A 21,318-nucleotide genomic window follows, 5' to 3' on the forward strand; every position below is an offset into this window, starting at 1 on the left:
TCCATCACCTCCAAAAAGTTAAATCAGGAAAAGAGGGCGGAAGCGTACTCAACGGCGGCCTTTATGTAGGCCCTGTAGTCCATCATCTGCGCCGCAGCGGGATCAACGTAGTGCTGGAGCAGGAGCGGTGCGGCGAGGCCCATCAGCACGACGGCCGCAGAGAGGAGAAGCAGCACAAAGGCCATGCTTGCGTGCTCACCCACCGTGATGTCCTCCCTCGGCTTTCCAAGCCATATCCTGTAAAGGACCCTCATGTAGGCCACCAGCGCTATCACCGAACTGAGCACGATGACCATCGCAAGCGCCAGGCTCCTTTCCATCATTGCATCGAACAGCAGAACCTTGCTGAAGAAGACGTTGAACGGGGGTATTCCTACGAGGCTTAGGGTAGCCACAGAGAGCCCAAAGGTAGCCACGGGCATCCTCCTTCCGAGGCCCGTTAAGTCCCCGATGTCCCTTGAGCCGGCTGCATGAATGAAGGCCCCGGCAGCGAGGAAGAGCAGGACCTTAGCAATTGCGTGGTTGATCATGTGGAATATCGCCGCCTGCATGGCCAGCTGGGTTCCGGCACCAACGACCATTGCCAGGTAGCCCATGTGCATTATCGTTGAATACGCTATCATCTTCTTGACGTCCCTCTGGGCGTTCATCATGAGGGCCCCGAAAAGCGCCGAAACCGCACCGAGCGCCACTAGAACGGCCGCCACTCCGCCGACGACCCTCTCAAGGCCCGGCACAAGCTCACCGCCATAGACGGTGTACAGGAACCTCATGAGTGAGTATATGCCGACGTTAACCACGAGGCCCGACAGGACAGCGGAGATGGGGCTTGGAGCTGCGGGGTGGGCCTCCGGAAGCCAGAAGTGGTTGGGGAAGATGGCGGCCTTAATGAGGAACGCCCACGTGGCAAGGGCCAGCACTATTCCGGAGGCAAGAACAACCTCTCCGACGGGGTTCCCGCTCACGGGGAAAGGAATATCATGGATCTTTGCGCTCAGGTCGGCAAAGTTGACCGTCCCAAATGCTCCATAGAGGATTCCAAGGGCCAGGAAGTACATCGTCGTGCCGATGGCGCCTATGAAAGCGTACTTTAGTGCCGCATGAACCGCGTCCCGCCTGCCCCTGTAGAACGCGACCAGCGCGTAGGAGGCTATGCTGGTAACCTCTATCATGACAAAGAGGTTGAATGCGTCTCCCGTGAGTACAACCCCAAGCAGACCGGCCTCAAGGCCGAGGTAGAGCGTGTAGTACCACTCCAGCCCGCTTTCGCCCTCAAGGTACCTGTAGCTGTACACGGCTATGACGAACATCAGGAAGGCCGTTACCAGTGCCATCAGTGCCCCAAGCCTGTCCACCTCATATATTATGCCGATGGGGGCGACCCACTTGCCGAAGGTGTAAATCAAGGGGCTGTCTGAGGAGTACGCTCTCTGGAATAACGCGAACGAGCTTATCAGGGTGAGCCCCGTGCCCAGGAGGGCGTAGGCCTGGACGACCCTCCTGTTCCCCTTTATCAGTATCGACGTCAGGGGGAGGGCAAAGGCAAAGAGCAGGGGTATGATTGGAGTCAGCCCTACCGCGTCCATTCTACCACCTCACTCAAAGATTTTTCTCGCAAACTTCTCAAAGTCGGCTGAGATCTCTTTCCTTGCCTCCTCAGGATCCCTCGTGGTGACGTCTATCCAGTTAACGTAGACGTACCTCTCGTCCATGTCCACCACAACCGTTCCGGGGGTGTTGGTTATTGAGTTGGCCACGAGGGTTCTCGCGTAGTCCGTGCTGACGTCAATGGGAACCCTCACTATGCCGGGCCGGTAGTTCCCGGTCAGCGTGCGTATTATGACGTCAATGTGGCTCTTGGTCTCCGCCACCAGCATGTACCACAGGAAGTAAACGGCCATCCACAGCCACCTTATCGGGTTCAGGGCCTTTGAGTCGTCCCTGACGGTGTGGGGGCCCATCAAAAGGCCCACCACAACCGCAACTACCGCTCCAGTGGCCAGGTCGTAGGGAGTGAGGGAACCCGTGAACACGATGTAGGTGAGGAACGCCATGAGTGCCGTCGGGAGTACGCCCCTCATTCACCACCACCCCTTCTCGCTATCTCCCTGACGTCAAGGGTCCCGTACAGGCGGTACAGCTGCACCGTCAGGATCGCCAGGAGCATGTTGACGGCCATACCTATGACGACGGCCGTTATCACCAGGGCCTGCGGGAGCGGATCAACTGCCGAACTCAGGAACGCTCCCAGGGCGTCCCTCGATAGGGACGGCAGTATCGGGGGCGCTACTGGGTAGGTGAAACGGTAGCCGATCAGGACAACCATGACGTTGACGGCATCGCCAAGAACCGTGAGGGCTATTATCTTCTTCAGAAGGTTCGGCCTGGCAATGACTCCGTAGAGCGCGACGCCCAGCGTCAGCAGGAGGACTGCCCACATGTATGCCCAGAGGAACTCCTGAACGCTCATTCGTCCACCCCCAGGATCTTCTTGAACTTCTCTTCGGGAATGGCCAGCAGGAGGAAGACCGCGGTAAATCCGGCACCCACGGCGAGGAACTCGAACAGGTTATAGTAAATCAGCGAGCCGCCGAGGGGCTGGCCTCCAAACTCGGCCGGAAAAACCGGCTGGTTCTGCATTACGTATCCGCCGTAGAGGAGCGGGATCACCGCAACCAGGGCTATTCCCAGGAGGCCGACTGAACGGAGTATAAGTGCCCTCGTCTTGTCGAACCCGCTCTTTTCAAGGGCGTACTTTGAATAGGCGGCTATTATCAGGAGCGGGGCAACCGCGAGGGCTGAACCGCCCTGGAACCCGCCTCCGGGGGTCAGGTGGCCATGGAGCGCTATGGACGCCGAGACCGCGAGGATCATCACAACTATGACCCTCGTCACGTCCCTGACTATGGAGGTCATTTCGGCCGGAGGCCTTTCGGGCCTCTTGACTTCCTCCTCCTGCTCCTTCGTGAGCCTGAAGACGGTCAGGCTGCCTATTATCGCGAGGAAGAACACCGCCGTCTCGAAGAGCGTGTCAACGCCACGGTAGTCCCAGAGAATCGAAGTCACCACCTCCGGGCTCTTCGCAGAGTAGTCCCCAAAGTAGCTGTTGCCGAGGTAGAACTCCCCCAGGGATCTGAGCCCGGAACCCGTTCCAAGGAGCCCCGCGGAGAGGACGGCGTAGGTCATGAGGGCCGCAAAGGAGAGGATAGCGACTGCCGTGAGGATCGACCTGCCGGCCATTCACACCACCTCGTACCTCTCGGTCTTGCTGATGGCGAAAACCAGGAGGGCGGAGTATATGCCGACCGCTATGGCAACGTAGGCCAGCACTATGTCCGGGGCCATCAGGATGTAGAAGGCTATGGCGTAAGCTATCGCCTGAACCGACGAGAACCCCACCGCCTTCAGCAGGTCCCTCTCAGTCACCGCAAGGTAGCTGGCAACGAAGCCGAGCATCAGTGCAAGCACCAGGATAACGAGGTGGAGCTCAACCATCCCCCTCCACCCCCGCCAGGTGATCCACTTCCGGCTCCCAATCCACGAGTCCGGCCTTATGGGCGGCGTAGGCCAGCGCATGGCTTCCCGCGGGAGAAACAATGAGAACCACTATCCCCGTAACGAAGCTTGCACCGGCTATTGCGTACCTGTGGGGAAGGAAGTCCGCCCCGAGCGCCAGAAGGGCGACTCCAAAGAGGGGCACCGCCGCACCGCCGATTATCCCCACGGTCGCGGCGTGCAGTCTAACGTAGAAGTTGGGGAACCTCAGCAGTCCCAGCGCCCCAAAGAAGTCACACAGTGCGCCTATGACTATTAAAAGGGCGCCAATATAGAACAGCAGGCTCACGCTCCCACCTCCCCTTCGGCTATGTGCTTGGCGACGTATATGTCCAGCAGGTAGCCCCAGAGTGCGAGAACCATCGCCCCGCTGACGAGGTAAACGCTCCTGAAGTAAACCGCGAGGATGGCCATGAAAGCGGCAACGTCGAAGGAAAGGCAGTCAACGGCGAGGATTATGTCGGCTATGGTCGGGCCTTTGAATGCCCTGACTGCGTAAAGGACGAAGGCCAGGAGGTATATGGGCATGACAAACTTCATGAGCAGCATGAACTGGGATTCGAGGCCCATACGAATCACCTCCTAACTATTTTCAGCTTGGCATCGGGTTCAAGGGCCTGGGCGACCTTCAGCAGCAGTTCTCTGTCGGCGTCTGGAATCTTCCCCATGGGGATCAGCACGAAGTCGCTCAGGGACAGGTCTATCTCATTTCCCCTTGCACCCAGGCTCTCCTTTATCACGTCAACCGTCGCTTCCTTCAGCGTTCCCAGTTCTTCCAGCACCGCCATGTCGCCGGCAAAGTGCGCCATCGCCTTCGAGACGTAAGGTGGATTAACGTACACCAGCTTTAACAAGTGCCAGGTGCCTCTTTTCGTAGGCATCCTTCAACCTCCAGTACTCGTTTTCGAGGAACCTTATCGCGAACTTCACACGGGAGTCCTTCTCCCTCAGGAAGTAGCCGATGACCAGCTCGTGGAGCCTCTCCCTCGGGTTCTCGCTCTCCTGGGCCTTCTCCACGAGGGCCATGAAGTCCTCGAGAACCTTCTCCCTGTCAAAGTATCCCACGACGCGCCTCAGGGATTCTCTGAGCGTCAGGTAAATCCTCTCCTCAATCGGCCTGTCGGGCAGGACGAACTCAATCTCGTCTGCATAGTAGTACTCGCCCTTCATCTTCTTCTCCTTCAGGCCGAGAAGCTGGGCCAGTCCATAGAGTATCTCCTCCGGACTCGGTGGGCATCCTGGTATGTACATGTCGGGCTTTTTCCCGTACTCCGCCAAAAGAACCTCTATTCCACCAGTCCTGAGCCTGTCGCTTCCCCTCTCCGGGTTCGGGTTGTAGATTGGGTAACCATTGTAGAATATACCGCCGCTGGACGCGCAGGTGCCTATGGCAACAACTATCCTAGGCTTCGGCGGCATCGCCTCGTAAGCGGCCTTGACAGCGTAGTAAGTCTGCCTCGTGAGTGGGCCTGAAACGAGGAGGGCATCGGCATGTCTTGGACTCGGCACGAGCTTTATTCCGAGCCTCTCGGCGTCGTAGTAGGGCGTGAGCACGTCGAGTATCTCTATGTCGCAGCCGTTGCAGCTCCCACTGTCAACGTGGAAGACCCAAACGGACTTCAACCCGCTCATCTCCTCTCACCCATCACCTTTGAGCCTCTCGGATATAGGGAAAGGAGAAGGCTATCCGCATAGGGCCCTTGAACCGCTAGGGTCTTGGCGCTCTCCTCCATCCTGCACTCCCTGCAGAGAAAAGCCCTCTCGGCTATGCCGTGCTGGTCAATGACTTCCTTCGGAAGAATCTGGAACATCTTCTCTATCTGCCTCTCGGTGAACTCCTCGTACCGCCCACAGCGCGGGCATCTGTAGAGCTTGTGGTCAACGACCTCGATGAGGTCTTCCTTGTTCGGCGTCGCTATCTCGAACCTCGTTGTGCCCTGCATCGCACCGGTTGGACAGACCTCGACGCAGCGGTGGCACCTTATGCAGCGCGCGGCGTTGAAGACGATTCTCTTCCTCCCGTTCTCGAAGTCCCACTCTATCGTGAGCGCGTCTGGTGGACAGGCCCTAACACAGGCGCCACAGCCAATGCAGAGGTTGGGGTCTATGTGAGGTATGCCCCTATATTCCGGCGGCTTCTCAATCTCAATGAAGGGATAGGGGGTGGTAACAGGAGCTTTCTTAACCTCCTCCTCAGGCCGTCTCCAGAACTTGAGCCTGTCGGTGAATGAAATCGCCTGGGCCATCAGGCCACCCCCTTGCCCTTCTGTATTGAGAGCATGTTGAACTGCTGCTCGTTCAGAGTCTGGGCCTTTCCGGTCTCAACGTCCACTATCTGGACCCTCTCCGTACAGGAGTAGCACGGATCTATGCTCGCTATGATGAGCGGAGCATCGGCGACGCTGTAGCCCTTGAGCATCTCCGGAACAGCCGGAAGGTTGTTGTAAGTCGGCGCCCTGACCTTCCAGCGGTAGACCTTGTTCTTTCTGTCGGTCATGACGTAGTGGACGACCTCACCCCTTGGAGCCTCGCTGTAGCCAAGGGCCTCTTCATACTCCGGAAGCTCCCCTATCGGCACGAAGACGTCTCCTCCGGGCATTTGGTCGATGGCCTGCTCGATTATCCATATGCTCTCGAACACCTCGTCCATCCTGATGAGGAACCTTGCCAAGACGTCGCCCTCCTTGTAAACCGGCACCTTGAAGTCCAGATCCTTGTAGGCCGCGAAGGGCTGGTCTCTCCTGACGTCAATGTTCCTTCCGCTGGCCCTGCCGTTCGGACCGAGAACAGAGTATGCCTTGGCAACTTTGTACGGCAGAATTCCAACGCCCTCTGCCCTCTTGACGAAGGTTGCCGTACCGGTCGCTATCTCGATGAACTCTTCGACCTGCTTCCTGAGCTCCCTGATCTTCTCCATTATCATCTCCTTGCGGTAGTCGAGGAAGTCCCTCCTAACTCCCCCAACGATGTTGATTCCGTAGGTCTTCCTGTTCCCGGTAAGCCTCTCTGCGAGCCACATGACGGGCTCCCTTATGCGCCAGGCGTGCATGAAGCCAGTGTCAAAGCCGGTAAGGTGGGCGGCAACTCCCGCCCAGAGCAGGTGGGAGTGGAGCCTCTCTATCTCAAGCATTATTGTCCTTATGTACATGGCCCTCTCAGGGATTTCAACGCCCGCTATGTTTTCAACAGCCTGAGCGTAGCTCGTTGAGTGCTGGAAGCCACAGATTCCGCAGATCCTCTCGGCTATGAAGAGCACCTGGTTGTAGGTCAGCCTTCCTTCCCCTATCTTCTCGATTCCCCTGTGGGAGTAGAAGCCGCGGTAGTCAACGTCAACCACCGTCTCTCCCTTGACGAATATCCTGAAGTGGGCCGGCTCGTCGAGCGCCAGGTGGTACGGACCAATCGGAACCGTCATCGTGTCGGGCGGCCCGGGCTTGTAGTAGCACTTTGGCGTGTCCATCGGCGAGGCCTTGTAGTCATGATCCTTCCTGAGAGGGTAGACCCCTTCCGGCCAGTCCTCCGGCAGGACGAGTCTCCTCAGGTCGGGGTGGCCCTTGGGATTGAAGCCGAGCAGGTCGTAGACTTCCCTCTCCGCCCACATGGCGGCCGGAAGCTCCGAGGCTATGGATGGGAACTCGGGGTTGTCCTCGTCGAGGTAGGCCTTGAGAACGACCCAGTAGTTCCTGGTGCCATCCCCCGGAACCACCTGGACGTTTATCACCGGAGCGTAGACGAACTTCCCCGCTATGCTCCTCTCGTCCGTCCCTATGCCCATTGAAAAGTGGGTCTCTGGAATTTCCCTGTTGTTGTGCCAGTAGTCAACCATTGCCGGAAGGGCGTCCCTGTTAACAACGAACATGTACTGGTTTCTCACCAGCCTCCGGCACTCCAGGATATCCTTCCCGAACCTCTCAACAAACTCCCTCAGGTGAACGTCCTCAAGGACTTCTACAGCGTCGGCACTCCTGCATCCACCACTGCAGACTGCACACTCCATTTTCACCACCCCACCAGAGCTATGAACAGGACACCAACGGCCACCGCGAAAACCTTCTTGTTCAGGGAAACCGCCTGGTCTATCCTGAGCCGTGCGTTCGCGGCCTCAACCGCGACCGCCGCTATGTAGAGTATGGACAGCACAGCAACTTGAACGAGCACCAGAGCCATCCCTCCCGAGATTCCGGCGGCACGGGCGGCCGGCACGGCGATGAGTGTGGCGAGGAGCCACAGAAGCACGACCCTCTTTATGAGCAGTGCGTACCTGAAAACACCGAGGAGCCTGCCGCTGTACTCGGTGAACGGGCCCCCGATTACCTCCGTCTCGGCCTCTGCGATATCGAAGGGGACAAACCCTCCCTCGGCGTAGGCGGCGTAGGCGAGTAGGATGTAGGCGAGGAGCACCGAGGGAGAGGGGCTGACACCGGAGGCCAGCTCCGCGATGTTGAGGGTTCCCGCCTTGAAGGCCAGGACGCCAAGGACAACAGCAAGGAGGGGCTCTATCGAGAGCACCATCATTACTTCCCTGTGCCCACCTATGTGGGAGAACGCGTTCTGAACCGAAAATGCGGCGAGTACGGTAACCACACTGACCATGGCCACGACATAGAAGAACACTATCAGGCCCTTTCCGAACTCCAGCACGGGTTCGCTTCCAAAGGGCAGCATAAGCCCCCCAGCGAGGGCAGCTGCGAAGGCCAGGTAGGGGGCCAGCCGGAACATGGGATTCTCCGTCGGAACCACGGATGGGAGCCTGAAGAGCTTTTCGAGGTCGTAGAACGTCTGGAGCAGGGGCGGCCCCCTGCGGTACTGTATCCTTGCCTTTACCCTCCTCCCGATTCCATCAAGGAGGGGAGGGAGGACGAGGAGCACGAGGAAGGCAGAGACAACACTCACCGCGTTCATCTTCACCACCTCACAGCACTAGCAGGGCAAGCACCACCACTGCCGTTATCATCGAAACGAGGAAGAGGTCGTCCATTGAGAGGGACACTCCCGAGGACAGGACGGTGATGTTCCTGACCAGGCCCATCAGGGGCGCGAAGAATGCCTCGTCCAGGTACCTGCTGGCGTGGCTGCGGAGCTCGTCGAGTGTAAAGGAGCGCTTTTTCTCCCTGCCTGTATAAACAAGACCCCTGGCAAGGAACAGGTAGACAGATACGAAGGCCGAAAGAACTGCCCTTCCTGCGTTCCCCACTGCACTTCCGAGCCTGTAAACCTCCCCCATCTCCTCGAAGTACTGCTTGTAGTAGTCTTCTGACCTGGCCCCGTATCTCTCTTCGGGTAGGAAGAGCGCGCCTGCGTTCCAGGGCTCTGCATTAGCTTTCTCGGGCCTGAGGACGAAGTATACTGCGACTGCGGCAAACGAAAGCGCAAGAAGCAGGGCAATGGGGGAGAAGTACCCAAAGCCCGTTGATACGGAGCCGGGTGTAACGGTTATGCCCCCTCCGTTCAGCGATATTGTCAGCACGGGATAAACGAGGACCGGGAACACACCAACGGCGAAGGATGTCAGCGCGAGGATGCCCTCAGCAAGAAGCATTCCCGGGGGAACTTCTGCCACTTTCTCTGTTCTGACCCTGGATTTGCCGCCGAAGGCCGAAGTGTAGAACTTGAGTGAGTAGGCAAGGGTCACTGCGCTCATGAAAACCGCAATCACGGAGCCAAAGACAAAGAGGCCGACTCCAGAGTAGTAGCCGGCCTGGTAAATCATCCACTTCGAGAGGAAGCCGCTGAAGAGTGGAACTCCTGCGAGGGAGAGTGCCCCCACAACCGTGAAGAGCGACGAGTATGGCATTGCCCTCCTCAAACCACCGAGCTCGTTGAGGTCAGATGTCCCCGCGGCGTACTCGAAGTTGCCGGATATAAGGAAGAGGAGCCCCTTGAACAGAGTGTGGTTGAAGGAGTGGAAGACTCCAGCGAGGAAGGCCAAGTAGGCCAGGTTTTCCATGCCCCTTGTCAGGAAGACCATCCCCATGCCCACAGCGAACCATATGTACCCCATCTGGCCGACGCTCGAATATGCAAGGAGCCTCTTTGCCCGGTTCTCCCTCAGGGCATAGAGGGTTCCCGACACCATGGTGATTATTCCAAGAGCGGCCAAGATGTACCCCACGCTCCCACTGCACGGAAGGGCGTTGCAGAGGAGTCTGACCAGGCCGTAAACGGCCATTTTCTCCATGGCGCCGGCCATCAGCGAAGCAACGTTGCTCGGGGCGGAGTCATAGGCATCCGCCACCCAGAACTGGAATGGGACGCTCCCAGACTTGGCCAGGAAGGTCACGAGGAACATCGCGTAGAGCAGCTTGAGCTGGGTGGGGGAGAGTGACGCTGCGACTTCTTTAAGCGTGGCGTAATCAACGCTGAAGCTTCCAGTGGCGGAGTAGATTATGCCGAGGGCTATGAAGAGGGGCACGGTGTTGAAAACCTGCATGGTGAGGAGGTACTTTATTCCGGCGTCCTGCCTTCTCCAGCTCACGAAGACAAAGGAAGTCAGAGTCATCAACTCCCAGAAGAACACGAACCAGAGCAGGTCGGAGGCGAGTGCAACGAAGACCATCGAAATAATGAAGAAACCGTAGGCCAGCGTGTACGCAAAGGGCCTATCCCTATCCTTATGGAGTCCCATGTAAGGGATAGAATAGATCGACACAACGAGGCTCAGGAACGCTATTATGAACAGGAACGGGAGGGAGAGGCTGTCTATAACCACCGGCACCCCCAGAATGCTCTCCCGAACCGGGAGCCCACTGGAGAGGGCACCAACCGCGACGCCGATGAGGGAAACCGACGCCAGTGCGGAGAGCACCCCAGAGGCCTTAACGCCCCTCTTAAACTCCCCAAACAGACCCGAAACCGCGGAGAGGGAGTAGAGCGCTATGGGAATTTCCATCATGGCACATCACCCCATGAACCCTATCTGAGTCACGAGCTTCACGCTGAGGAACGGGGCAACGATGGACAAGACTATTAGGACTACGAGGACAAAGCGCATCAGAGGAGAAACTTCTGCACTCTCCTGGAGGGACTCACTGAACACCATCTTCTTTATCCACCCCAGGGAAACGGCGAGGAAAACCGTGGCATCGGCGAGGACGAGGAGGAGTGGAATCCAGCCGACCCAGCCGGTTATTGAAGAGGCGTTCATGAAGAGGTACGCCTTGCTGAAGAATAGGCCGAGCGGAGGAACCCCTGCCAGGCCAAGGAGTGCAAGGAACCAGCTGGCTCCAACGACGGGAGCGAGCTTACTGAGGCCCTTAATCTTCTCCATGTCAAGCGTCCCGAAGGCGTAGCTGAACGTTCCTGCGGTGAGGAAGGCAAGACCCTTGACGAAAGCGTGATTGGCCAGCTGGAACATGGCCGCCTGGAGGCCGTAAGCCGAACCGAGCACGGCGTAGAGCACGCCGACGTACATTACCCCCGCCTCGGCTATCGTTGAGTACGCCAAAAGCCTCTTGGCATCCCTCTGGAGGGGATAGTATAACATCGCCACGAGCAGGGTGAGGGACACGAAAACCAGCATGATGTAGAACGCCTCCTTTGGGAGAGGCTGCATGAACTGGGAGACTCTGGCGAGCAGGTAAACGCCCATCTCGACCATTGCCGCTCCGTGGAGGAAGGCCGAAGCAGGCGTTGGGGCGGCCATCGCATCTGGAAGCCACGAGTAGAGGGGGAACTGGGCGCTCTTGGTGAAGGCCGCTATCATGATACCCACGAACACGAGGAGTTTCATACCTCCCTCAAGGCCTCCCAGCGCATACAGGCTGAGGTCGTGGAGCTTCAGGATGCCCACACCCACAGCGGTGTAGAGACCCACCATGGCACCGAAGTTCGGCACGAGCAGGGCCTTGTATGCGGCCCTCTCGGCTTTCGGGCTCTTATAGTACCCAACGACACCCCAACACGCTAAACCCATTATCTCGAAGAATATAAGCAGTTGAAGCGTCGTGGAGGAGTATATGAACGCCAGCGTGGCACCAACGAATATGACCATCCAAGCATAGAAGCGCCCTTTGTCTGAGTAAACAGGGTGCTGTTTGTTGTTCTCGCTCATGTAATCTATAGCGTACGCCAGGAACAGCACGCCGGCCAGACTCACTACGAACCCGACGAGGACACTCATGGGGTCGATTATAACGCCGTAGACCTCGCCGAGGGAAGCCGTATCCAGGTAAACCACATGGTATGAACCGCCGGATGACAGGTATCCGATGGTCCCGGCGAGGTTGGCAAGGAAGGACGCGATGACGGTGATGATCATAAAGGCGTCGGCCTTCCTGCCGTCCAGCAGGAAGAGGAACGGGCCGAGAACCAGGGGTATAAGAAAAGAGAGTACAAACGGAAGGACCTCCATTTCAGCACCCCCCTCATCTGATGATGTACGCCTCAAGGACGTTTGTTCTGTCCCCGATGTCCTTAAGCTCGGCGACTATCTTTCCTTCCCTTGCCCACAGCACGTCGTTTATATCACCGTACTTGAGGGCCTCGGTCGGACAGGCGGAGACACATGCCGGCATCCTGCCGTCGGCTCTCCTGTGGGCGCAGAGGTCGCACTTGTCCATGATCTTGTTGTACTCGTCGATCTTTGGAATGCCGAACGGACACGCCAGGCCGCACATGAGACAGCCGATACACTTGAGGGGGTCGAGAACAACAGCACCGTCCTCGTCCTTGGAGAGGGCATTGACCGGACAGGCCTCCATACACGGTGCCTTTTCACAGTGGCGGCAGTTGAAGGCGACGCTGGTGAGGTCGGGGAACTCAAACACCCTTATCCTTGCTTCGCCGTGCTCCATCTCACAGGCGACTTCACAGGCCTTACAGGCAATGCAGCGCTTAAAATCGATAAATATCTTCTTGCTCATCTAAATCACCCCTCAACCTTGGAGATCCTACAGGCGGCCGCCTTCAGTTCGGGCATCTTCGCGTACTCGTCCAGCGCGTCCTTGGTGAGGTAGTTGAAGTCCCAGTGCCACGGTGCGGCAACGACGCCCTCCCTGATGTGCGGTGTGACTCTAGCCTTGAAGACGAGCGCCCCGCGCCTGGTCTCGACCCTCACGAGGTCGCCGTCCTTTATGCCGAGCCTCTTCGCGTCGTTCTCGTTGATCTCAATGTACTCCTCCGGCCACCTCTTGCTCAGGCTCTTGCTCCTGTGGCTCATGGTTCCGGTGTGGAAGTGGCCAACGAGCCTGTAGTTGGTGAGCCAGAAGGGATACTCCTCATCGGGAACCTCTCCGGGCTCCTTGTACTCAACAGGTATGAGTTGGGCCTTCCCGCTGGGCGTGAGGAACCCGTCAACAAAGAGCCTCGGGGTCTCTGTCTCCTCGTCGGGACATGGTATCATACAGCCGGAGAGCTTGTTCTTGAGCCTCTCGGGGGTCGCACCCGTGAGGAAGGGTATGGTTCTGTTGATCTCCCTCAAGACGTCGTCAACGTCTGAGTAATTGAAGTACTCACCGAGACCCAGCTCCCTCGCGAGCATAACAAGGATCTCCCAGTCAGGCTTTGCCTCTCCCGGTGCGTCAGCAGCCTTAAAGCTCCTCTGCACCCTTCTCTCGAAGCTTATAGCGGTTCCATCCTTCTCAAACCATGCAGCCGCTGGAAGTACTATGTCGGCGTATTTCGCGGTCTCAGTAAGGAAGATATCCTGGACGACGAGGAACTCGATGTTCTTAAAGGCTTCCTCAGCCTTCTTGAGGTTCGGAAGGGCCCTGGCAGGGTTGGTTCCCATGACGTAGAGGGCCTTGAGCTTGCCCTCAAGGATTGCGTCAATCATCTCAACGTAGGTGATTCCAGGCTTCTCCGGGATCTTGAAGCCCCATGCCTCCTCGATTCTCCTCTTGTGCTCCTCGGCGTGGAGCGGGAATCTTCCTGGCAGTTCGTGTGGCCCAACGCCCATGAGGCCAGCGCCCATACCGTTGTGGGCACCGGGTATAGCTCCAGACATAACGCCCTCCTTTCCAAAGTAGCCGCAGAGAACCATCATCTCGGTAATGGCCATGACGGTCCTCGTTCCGTTGGCGTGCTGGTTCACACCCTCGTTCGTCAGCAGGGCGGCGGTTCCAGCCGTTGCAAAAGTGATTGCGGCCTTCCTTATGAGCTCGGCCGGAACACCGCTGACCTTTTCAGCCCACTCGGGGGTGTACTTTTTGATGGTCTTGGCGAGCTCCTCAAAGCCTTCCGTGCGCTCCGCCACGAAGTCCTTATCGTAGAGCTCCTCGGTGATTATGACGTTGAGCATAGCCAAGGCAACGGCAAGGTCAGTTCCTGGATAGGGTTGTATGTGTATGTCCGCGTACTTCGCGGTCTTTGTCTTCCTCGGGTCAACGACGATTAGCTTGGCACCGTTGTCGAGGATTGCCTTCTCAATGTACTGGCCGAAGAAGACCGGGTTGGTCGCAGCCGGATTGTATCCCCAAAGAACGATAACCTTGGCCTTGAGGATGTCCTCGAAGGGATTCGTGAGTCCAGGGTGTCCAAGAACCATCCCCTTACCTGCAACTGAAGTTGACTGACACATCCTGCATACATACTCGACGTTGTTGGTTCCCAGAGCCCTCGCCAGCTTCTGGAGAACGTAGTTCTCCTCTATGGAGCACCTTTCACTTCCAAGAAAAGCGAGAGCCTCCGGGCCGTACTTCTCCTTGAGCTCCCTGAGCTTTCCGGCGATTTCTTTAATAGCTTCCTCCCAGCTTATCTCCACAAACTTGCCCTCGCCCCTCTCGCCAACTCTTTTAAGGGGCCTCTTAAGCCTGTCTGGGTGCCTGAGGTACTGGAAGGCAGCGACACCTTTCGGACAGAGCTTGCCGTGGTTTCTAGTCTCGTGGTCGTAGTCAAACTCAATCTTCTTTGGATACCCGTTGACGTTCACTATGTAGAACCTACAGCCGACGGAACACCACGGGCAGACCACTGGCACGAGCTTCTCTGCCATACCCACCACCAGCCCGATGACTGACTAGTCAGTTTATTCGAACGGTTTCAGCATGAATCATTTAAATAATTTTCCCTAACCTTATGTCCGGCGGGAGATTTGATTTTTAATGTAATTTTATGACCATTTGGTCAATTAATAACAAAAATTACACATTTTCCCAAATCCGGGAAATCATAGTGTTCAGACGACCGTGATAATGCTAAAATCCGTAATATCACACGAATATTCATGTACAATCCGAACCTTCCATATCGAAGGACAACAGTGGACATAGTTCAGTAAATTAAACCTCTAAACAAAAGTTCGAGATGTAAATACAATAGTATACACTGCCCCGGGCTTTTCACATCCTAGCAAAAAAATTTCGAAAAAATTTGAAAATACGAAATATCAAACATGAAAACAATTAGTTTCTCAAGCTTCTCTCTATCAAGCGGATAATTTCCGAAACATAATCGACATCTGGTGCGCAAGAATAACCCGCAAAGATAAGCCTGGAGAGCAGGGCCCCGTAAAAAGCCTTGAACACGACCACAGCAGTACGCTCATCAACCCCAGCAAGCTCCGCTATTTTCTTTGCACCCTTTGAGATGGCCTCTGTGCAGAACGTCCTGTGTATCTCCTCAACCTCCCTGATCCTGTTTTTGGCCGCGAGGGTATAGAAAAAGAGCGACCTAAGCACCGGATCGCAGTAGTATCGTATGTACGCGTTGGCGATGCTCTCAAGGAACTCCCTCAGACTGCCGTGATCCTTCTCAAGCTCCTCCCTTATGGCAGAGTACGGGAGGGACTCAAGGGCCACGATTTTTATGAGCTCCTCTTTGCTCCGGAAGTGGTTGTAGAATGTACCCTTTGCGACACCTGCCTTCTCAACTATCTCGTCCACGGTGGTCTCATCGTATCCCTTTTCAGCAAAAAGCTTTTCTGAGGCCTTTAAAATCTTCTCCCTGGTGTCCATAGCCCGCACTCTCCACACACCACTGGACGCGGTTTATACAGCGTAATTAAAAAGGTTACGGCGCGATAGAACAAAAAAGAACATCCTCTGGATGGCCGACCCGTGGAGCCGCTTTAGCTGTCTCCACCCTGTTGCACTTGTGGTTATCATTTTTGTCCAGTTAATTCCTTAAACCAAACGAAATGAAAGAATCCAGTGTCATGCAACATTTAAAAAGACCCGGGTAGAGGTAAGGGTAGGTGACACAAAATGTGCTTGGCTGTTCCGGCGAAGGTACTCGAAATAAAGGGAAACGTCGCGATAGTCGATTTCGGCGGCGTTAAGAGAGAAGCGCGCCTTGACCTGCTCCCTGACGTTGAAGTTGGCGATTACGTCATAGTGCACACGGGATTTGCGATAGAAAAGCTGGACGAGGAAAGGGCGAGGGAGATACTCGAAGCGTGGGACGAGGTCTTCAGGATAACCAGGGGTGAGGAGCTCCCGGGAGGGAACTGAGATGCTGGAGAAGTTCAAGGACAGGGAGCTCGCCCAGAGGATAGTCAGACAGATACACGAAGAGGCGAAGGGCCTCGACGAGCTCCGCTTCATGCACGTCTGCGGAACCCACGAAGACACGGTGACCCGCTCCGGAATCCGCTCGCTTTTACCCGAGAACATCAAGATAGTCAGCGGTCCGGGCTGTCCCGTCTGTATAACCCCTGTCGAGGACATAGTGAAGATGCAGGAGATAATGAGGCAGGCCTACGCCGAGGGAGACAGGATAATCCTCACCACCTTTGGAGACATGTATAAGATCCCGACCCCAAGGGGTAGCTTCGCTGACTTAAGGAGCGAGGGCTACGATGTCAGGGTCGTCTATTCGATCTTCGATGCATACAAAATAGCCAAGGAAAACCCCGACAGGACGGTCGTGCACTTCTCACCGGGCTTCGAGACGACCACAGCCCCGGCCGCGGGAATGCTCAACGCCGTTGCCGAGGAAGGGCTGGAAAACTTCAAAATATACTCTGTCCACCGCTTAACTCCCCCGGCCGTTGAGGTGCTTGTAAAGCAGGGGACAAGATTCCACGGCCTCATCGACCCCGGCCACGTCTCCACAATAATCGGCGTGAAGGGATGGGAGTACATAACGACCGACTACGGCATACCCCAGGTCATAGCCGGCTTCGAGCCGGTTGACATGCTGTTGGCCATACTTCTCCTGGTCAGGATGGTCAAGAACGGGGAGGTCAAGATAATAAACGAGTACACGAGGGTTGTCAAATACGAGGGCAACGTTGTCGCTCAAAAGCTCATAGACAAGTTCTTTGAAGTTAAAGACGCCAGGTGGCGCGCACTCGGCGTCATGCCCAGGAGCGGTCTTGAGCTGAGGAAGGAGTGGAAAGACCTGGAGATAAGGACATACTACGACCCCGAGGTTCCAAAGCTGCCCGACCTCGAAAAGGGATGCCTCTGCGGTGCGATACTGCGGGGCTTGGCTCTGCCCCCCCAGTGCCCACACTTCGGCAAGACGTGCACGCCGAGGAGTCCAATAGGGCCATGTATGGTCTCTTACGAAGGAACCTGCAGCATTTTCTACAAGTACGGGGCTTTATTCTAACACCAAAGGTTAAAAACTCCCCTCCCGTTTTCAACTTTTGGTTTTAGAAACCTATAAAGGCCCAGATTACCAAGAAGGAACCGGTGAGAGGAATGAAAGCTTACAGGCTTCATGTTCAGGGTATCGTTCAGGCCGTCGGCTTCCGTCCCTTCGTTTACAGGATAGCACACGAGCATGGGTTGAGGGGCTACGTTAAGAACCTCGGCGATGCAGGCGTCGAGATAGTGGTCGAGGGCGATGAGGGAAACATAGAGGCCTTTATCCGTGACCTCTACGCAAAGAAACCTCCCCTCGCAAGGATAGAGAGTGTGGACAAAAAAGAGATACCCCTCCAGGGATTCGACCGGTTCTACATCGAAAAGAGCTCCCAGGGTGGGGGCGGTGGGGACTCGATAATCCCGCCGGACATAGCGATATGCGACGACTGTTTGAGGGAGCTTTTTGACCCGACCGACAAGCGCTACATGTACCCATTCATAGTCTGCACCAACTGCGGGCCGAGGTTCACGATCATAGAAGATCTGCCATACGACAGAATCAACACCACGATGAGAGAGTTCCCGATGTGCGACTACTGCGAGAGCGAGTACAGAGACCCGCTCAACAGACGCTATCATGCCGAACCCGTCTGCTGTCCTGTCTGCGGGCCGAGCTACCGTCTCTACACCAACGACGGGGAGGAAATCATTGGAGACCCGCTGAAAAAGGCGGCGGAGCTCATCGATAAGGGATACATAGTGGCGATAAAGGGTATCGGCGGGATTCACCTCGCCTGTGACGCCACCAACGAGGAAGCTGTTGCAGAGCTGAGGAGGAGAACCCACAGGCCCCAGAAGCCCTTCGCAATAATGGCGAAGGACGTCGAAACCGTCGAGGAGTTCGCCTTCTTAAGCAGAGAGGAACTTGAGGAACTGACCTCTTACCGGAGACCGATAATAACCCTCCGCAAGAAGGAGCCGTTCCCCCTGCCGGAGAACCTCGCACCGGGGCTTCATACCATAGGCGTCATGCTGCCCTACGCGGGAACTCATTACATACTCTTCCACTGGAGCAGGAGCAGGGTTTACGTCATGACCTCAGCCAACTACCCGGGCATGCCTATGGTCAAGGACAACGACCGGGCCTTCGAGGAGCTGAAGGACGTTGCGGACTACTTCCTGCTCCACAACAGGAAGATACTCAACAGGGCCGACGACAGCGTTGTGCGCTTCGTGGACGGAAGGAGGGCGGTTATAAGAAGGAGCAGGGGCTTCGTACCTCTGCCGATAGGGATACCCTTTGAATACAGCGGTCTGGCCGTTGGGGCCGAGCTGATGAACGCCTTCGGTGTGGCAAAGAATGGGAAGGTCTACCCGAGCCAGTACATAGGCAACACATCCAAAGTTGAGGTTCTTGAGTTCATGGAAAAAGCCATAGGGCACTTCAAGAGACTCCTTCGCGTTAAGGACTTCGACTTAATCATAGCTGACCTTCACCCGAGCTACAACACCACAAAGCTGGCCATGGAGATGGCTAACCAGCTCGATATAGAGTTCCTCCAGGTGCAGCACCACTACGCCCACATAGCGAGCATTATGGCCGAGAACAGCCTGGATGAGATAATAGGCATAGCCATTGATGGCGTCGGATACGGTACAGACAGCCACACATGGGGCGGTGAGGTGATATACCTGAGCTACGAGGACGTCGAGAGACTGGCCCACATAGACTACTACCCGCTCCCCGGCGGAGACCTGGCAAGCTACTACCCGCTGAGGGCGCTTATGGGGATACTGAGCAGGATCTACAGTATAGATGAGCTGGAGGGAATAATAGAGAGGTGCTGTCCCAGGGCTGTAGAGAGCCTCCGCTATGGAAAGGTCGAGTTCAAAGTGATTCTGAACCAGCTCGCGAAGGGAATAAACACTGGCTATGCGTCCTCAACGGGAAGAGTCCTCGACGCTTTCGCTGTGCTTCTCAACGTAGCATACAGAAGGCACTACGAGGGCGAGCCGGCCATGAAACTTGAGAGCTTCGCGATGCGTGGCAAGAACGACCTCAAGTTCGAGGTTCTGGTTGAGGGAGAGCTGATAAAGGTTGATGAGCTGTTCAGGGACGCTTTGGAGGTTCTGGACAGGGCCGCCCCAGCGGACATAGCCTACTCGGTTCACCTGGCCCTTGGAAGGGCATTCGCCGAAACGGCAATAGAAAGAGCGCGGGAGTTCGGTGTGAAGAACATTGGAATAAGCGGTGGAGTCGCCTTCAATGAGCTCATAGTCAAGACAGTCAGGAAAATCGTCGAAAGCAACGGACTCAAATTCCACACGACCCACGAGGTGCCGCGCGGCGACAACGGGATACACGTGGGACAGGCTTTCCTCGGCGGCCTGTACCTTGAGGGATACCTCACGAGGGAGGATCTGATGCTGTAAAGGGAAAGGATTTAACCAGAAAGAGACAACCATTAGATGGGTGTGGCTGATGCCTATAATCCAGAGAGAAGAACTGGAAAAGATCCTGCGAGAGGTGAAGTTCCGTTTGCAAGAAATCCTCGGTGATGACTTGGTGGAGGTTATCCTCTTTGGCTCCTACGCGAGGGGAGAAGCGAGAGAAGACAGCGACGTTGATGTGCTGGTTGTGGTTAAGAGGAGGCCCACGATTGAAGAACACGACAGGCTTAACGAGGTCACGGAGAAGTACATCATGGAGAATGGAATAGTAATCTCGCTCATCATTTATCCACTCAACATAAAAATGGAGCACGACCCCTTGATTCAGAACGTCCAAGTGGAGGGTATTAGGGTATGAGTAGATATGAAGGGATGCTTAAGAAAGCTCAGGAGAGCCTTGAGGCAGCAAAAACCCTACTGGAGAGAGGTTTCTATGGGTTCGCCCTCTCAAGAGCTTACTACACAATGTTCTACTGTACCGAGGCCATTCTGCTGACGAAGGGCATAAGCGTCTCAAAACACTCCACTCTAATAGCCCTTTTTGGCAAGGAGTTCATTAAGACAGGCGAAGTTCCTCATAAGTTTTTCACACACCTGCGGACGGCATTTAACCTGCGGCAGACGGCTGATTATTCCTTTGTCGTCGGGATAACCGAGGAAGAGGCGCGCGAGAACATAAGGCGTGCCAAGGAGTTCCTTGAATTCACTAGGACTTACCTCTCATCTAAAGGCTTTTTGGAGGAATGAGCATGGTGAAGAAAATAAAGCTCGAACACGGAGCAGGTGGAGAAATAATGGAGGAGCTCTTGAGGGACGTCGTACTGAGGACACTAACCCTCAAGAGCGCAGGAGGAATCGGACTGGATGCCCTCGACGATGGGGCGACGATACCCCTCGGCGACAAACACCTCGTCTTTACAATAGACGGACACACAGTGAGGCCGCTCTTCTTTCCGGGGGGAGACATCGGCCGTCTTTCAGTCAGCGGGACGGTGAACGATCTAGCAGTTATGGGAGCAAAGCCCCTCGCTCTGGCCAACTCCATGATAATCGGCGAGGGGTTCGACGGCGAAGACCTGAAGAAAATCCTGAACTCGATGGACGAAACCGCCAGAGAGGTGCCCGTTCCCATCGTTACCGGCGACACAAAGGTCGTCGAGGATGAGATAGGAATCTTCGTCATAACGGCTGGAATCGGAATCGCTGAGAGGCCGGTAACCGATTCGGGGGCGAAGGTCGGCGATGTCGTCCTCGTTAGCGGCACCGTTGGCGACCACGGGATAGCGCTGATGAGCCACCGCGAGGGAATAGCTTTCGAGACCGAGCTGGAGAGCGACGTTGCGCCGATATGGGAGGTCGTTGAGGCGGTAGCCAAAGCAATAGGCTGGGAGAACATCCACGCCATGAAGGATCCGACGAGGGGCGGGCTGAGCAACGCCCTCAACGAGATGGCCAGAAAAGCGGACGTCGGCATACTCATAAGGGAGAACGATGTCCCCGTCAGACCGGAGGTCAGGGCAGCGAGCGACATGCTCGGAATAAGCCCCTTCGATGTAGCCAACGAGGGCAAGGTCGTCATGGTCGTCCCAAGGGAGCACGCGGAGGAAGCGCTGGAAGCTATGAGGCGCACCGAGAAGGGTAAGAACGCGGCCATAATAGGCGAGGTCATAGACCGCTACAGGGGCAAAGTTCTGGTCGAGACAGGCATAGGAGGAAAACGCTTCCTTGAGCCTCCCGCGGGAGACCCGGTTCCAAGGGTCTGCTGAGTTTTCCCATTTTTGTCCTTAACCTTGGGTTAGGGAAAGCTATAAATCGTCTTCTCCTGAGTTCTACTCGGTGAGAG

General features: G+C 56.1%; 23 protein-coding genes. 6 read left to right on the forward strand and 17 right to left on the reverse strand.

The genetic code is table 11. The features are described from left to right. Positions 1-23: 23 nt before the first annotated feature. The 17 genes from NUS69_RS05860 to NUS69_RS05940 all read right to left on the reverse strand — a co-directional run bounded on the left by NUS69_RS05860 (position 24) and on the right by NUS69_RS05940 (position 15,464). On the reverse strand, positions 24-1,586 hold the full coding sequence (locus tag NUS69_RS05860; protein WP_258084822.1) for a proton-conducting transporter transmembrane domain-containing protein: 1,563 nt from the start codon (positions 1,584-1,586) through the stop codon (positions 24-26). Between the two features lie 9 nt (positions 1,587-1,595). Beyond that, positions 1,596-2,081 (reverse strand): Na+/H+ antiporter subunit E, encoded by a 486-nt coding sequence (locus NUS69_RS05865; RefSeq protein ID WP_258084823.1) that lies wholly within the window; start codon positions 2,079-2,081, stop codon positions 1,596-1,598. After that, the gene (locus NUS69_RS05870; RefSeq protein WP_167895113.1) at positions 2,078-2,470 is read right to left on the reverse strand and encodes a sodium:proton antiporter; all 393 of its coding nucleotides are present in this window, start codon (positions 2,468-2,470) and stop codon (positions 2,078-2,080) included. Before NUS69_RS05870 ends, NUS69_RS05865 begins: the two co-directional genes overlap by 4 nt. Next, entirely contained in the window at positions 2,467-3,186 is a 720-nt protein-coding gene (locus NUS69_RS05875; RefSeq protein ID WP_258084983.1) for an MnhB domain-containing protein, read from the reverse strand. The genes NUS69_RS05870 and NUS69_RS05875 overlap by 4 nt, the downstream gene beginning before the upstream one ends. A 54-nt stretch (positions 3,187-3,240) precedes the next feature. Beyond that, positions 3,241-3,495 (reverse strand): hydrogenase subunit MbhD domain-containing protein, encoded by a 255-nt coding sequence (locus NUS69_RS05880; RefSeq protein ID WP_258084824.1) that lies wholly within the window; start codon positions 3,493-3,495, stop codon positions 3,241-3,243. Then, positions 3,488-3,844: a monovalent cation/H(+) antiporter subunit G gene (mnhG, locus tag NUS69_RS05885; protein WP_258084825.1), complete on the reverse strand. Its 357-nt coding sequence runs from the start codon at positions 3,842-3,844 to the stop codon at positions 3,488-3,490. Before mnhG ends, NUS69_RS05880 begins: the two co-directional genes overlap by 8 nt. Continuing rightward, complete coding sequence (locus NUS69_RS05890; protein WP_258084826.1) at positions 3,841-4,125, reverse strand: monovalent cation/H+ antiporter complex subunit F; 285 nt, start codon at positions 4,123-4,125, stop codon at positions 3,841-3,843. Before NUS69_RS05890 ends, mnhG begins: the two co-directional genes overlap by 4 nt. A gap of 5 nt (positions 4,126-4,130) precedes the next feature. Next, on the reverse strand, positions 4,131-4,397 hold the full coding sequence (locus NUS69_RS05895; protein WP_258084827.1) for a hypothetical protein: 267 nt from the start codon (positions 4,395-4,397) through the stop codon (positions 4,131-4,133). Further along, positions 4,387-5,187 (reverse strand): NADH-quinone oxidoreductase subunit B family protein, encoded by an 801-nt coding sequence (locus NUS69_RS05900; protein WP_258084828.1) that lies wholly within the window; start codon positions 5,185-5,187, stop codon positions 4,387-4,389. The genes NUS69_RS05895 and NUS69_RS05900 overlap by 11 nt, the downstream gene beginning before the upstream one ends. Continuing rightward, entirely contained in the window at positions 5,184-5,801 is a 618-nt protein-coding gene (locus NUS69_RS05905; protein WP_258084829.1) for an NADH-quinone oxidoreductase subunit I, read from the reverse strand. Before NUS69_RS05905 ends, NUS69_RS05900 begins: the two co-directional genes overlap by 4 nt. Then, positions 5,801-7,552 (reverse strand): hydrogenase large subunit, encoded by a 1,752-nt coding sequence (locus NUS69_RS05910; protein ID WP_258084984.1) that lies wholly within the window; start codon positions 7,550-7,552, stop codon positions 5,801-5,803. The genes NUS69_RS05905 and NUS69_RS05910 overlap by 1 nt, the downstream gene beginning before the upstream one ends. A gap of 2 nt (positions 7,553-7,554) precedes the next feature. After that, positions 7,555-8,457: a respiratory chain complex I subunit 1 family protein gene (locus tag NUS69_RS05915; protein WP_258084985.1), complete on the reverse strand. Its 903-nt coding sequence runs from the start codon at positions 8,455-8,457 to the stop codon at positions 7,555-7,557. 10 nt (positions 8,458-8,467) lie between these two features. Further along, on the reverse strand, positions 8,468-10,447 hold the full coding sequence (locus NUS69_RS05920) for a complex I subunit 5 family protein (RefSeq protein WP_258084830.1): 1,980 nt from the start codon (positions 10,445-10,447) through the stop codon (positions 8,468-8,470). A gap of 6 nt (positions 10,448-10,453) precedes the next feature. Next, positions 10,454-11,905, reverse strand: a complete 1,452-nt coding sequence (locus tag NUS69_RS05925) for a hydrogenase 4 subunit D (protein WP_258084831.1) — start codon at positions 11,903-11,905, stop codon at positions 10,454-10,456. 13 nt (positions 11,906-11,918) lie between these two features. Continuing rightward, a complete protein-coding gene (locus NUS69_RS05930; RefSeq protein WP_258084832.1) occupies positions 11,919-12,416 on the reverse strand; it encodes a 4Fe-4S dicluster domain-containing protein in 498 nt (165 codons plus the stop codon). Between the two features lie 5 nt (positions 12,417-12,421). Further along, complete coding sequence (gene fdhF, locus NUS69_RS05935; protein WP_258084833.1) at positions 12,422-14,485, reverse strand: formate dehydrogenase subunit alpha; 2,064 nt, start codon at positions 14,483-14,485, stop codon at positions 12,422-12,424. Positions 14,486-14,894: 409 nt separating this feature from the next. Further along, positions 14,895-15,464, reverse strand: a complete 570-nt coding sequence (locus tag NUS69_RS05940; protein WP_258084834.1) for a TetR/AcrR family transcriptional regulator — start codon at positions 15,462-15,464, stop codon at positions 14,895-14,897. 231 nt (positions 15,465-15,695) lie between these two features. Here NUS69_RS05940 and NUS69_RS05945 point away from each other — a divergent pair, with 231 nt between their 5' ends. From NUS69_RS05945 to hypE, 6 genes are all read left to right on the forward strand, one after another. Then, positions 15,696-15,941, forward strand: a complete 246-nt coding sequence (locus tag NUS69_RS05945) for a HypC/HybG/HupF family hydrogenase formation chaperone (protein WP_055429095.1) — start codon at positions 15,696-15,698, stop codon at positions 15,939-15,941. 1 nt (position 15,942) lies between these two features. Next, the gene (gene hypD, locus NUS69_RS05950) at positions 15,943-17,046 is read left to right on the forward strand and encodes a hydrogenase formation protein HypD (protein ID WP_258084835.1); all 1,104 of its coding nucleotides are present in this window, start codon (positions 15,943-15,945) and stop codon (positions 17,044-17,046) included. 92 nt (positions 17,047-17,138) lie between these two features. Further along, positions 17,139-19,457 (forward strand): carbamoyltransferase HypF, encoded by a 2,319-nt coding sequence (gene hypF, locus NUS69_RS05955; protein WP_258084986.1) that lies wholly within the window; start codon positions 17,139-17,141, stop codon positions 19,455-19,457. Between the two features lie 49 nt (positions 19,458-19,506). After that, on the forward strand, positions 19,507-19,833 hold the full coding sequence (locus tag NUS69_RS05960) for a nucleotidyltransferase domain-containing protein (RefSeq protein ID WP_258082996.1): 327 nt from the start codon (positions 19,507-19,509) through the stop codon (positions 19,831-19,833). After that, positions 19,830-20,222 carry a HEPN domain-containing protein gene (locus NUS69_RS05965; RefSeq protein ID WP_258082997.1) on the forward strand — a complete coding sequence of 131 codons (393 nt, stop codon included), beginning with the start codon at positions 19,830-19,832 and terminating at the stop codon, positions 20,220-20,222. The genes NUS69_RS05960 and NUS69_RS05965 overlap by 4 nt, the downstream gene beginning before the upstream one ends. Before the next feature lie 2 nt (positions 20,223-20,224). Beyond that, positions 20,225-21,241: a hydrogenase expression/formation protein HypE gene (gene hypE / locus NUS69_RS05970; RefSeq protein ID WP_258082998.1), complete on the forward strand. Its 1,017-nt coding sequence runs from the start codon at positions 20,225-20,227 to the stop codon at positions 21,239-21,241. The last annotated feature ends 77 nt before the right edge of the window (positions 21,242-21,318 follow it).

Source organism: Thermococcus thermotolerans, assembly GCF_024707485.1.
GTDB classification, from domain to species: domain Archaea; phylum Methanobacteriota_B; class Thermococci; order Thermococcales; family Thermococcaceae; genus Thermococcus; species Thermococcus thermotolerans.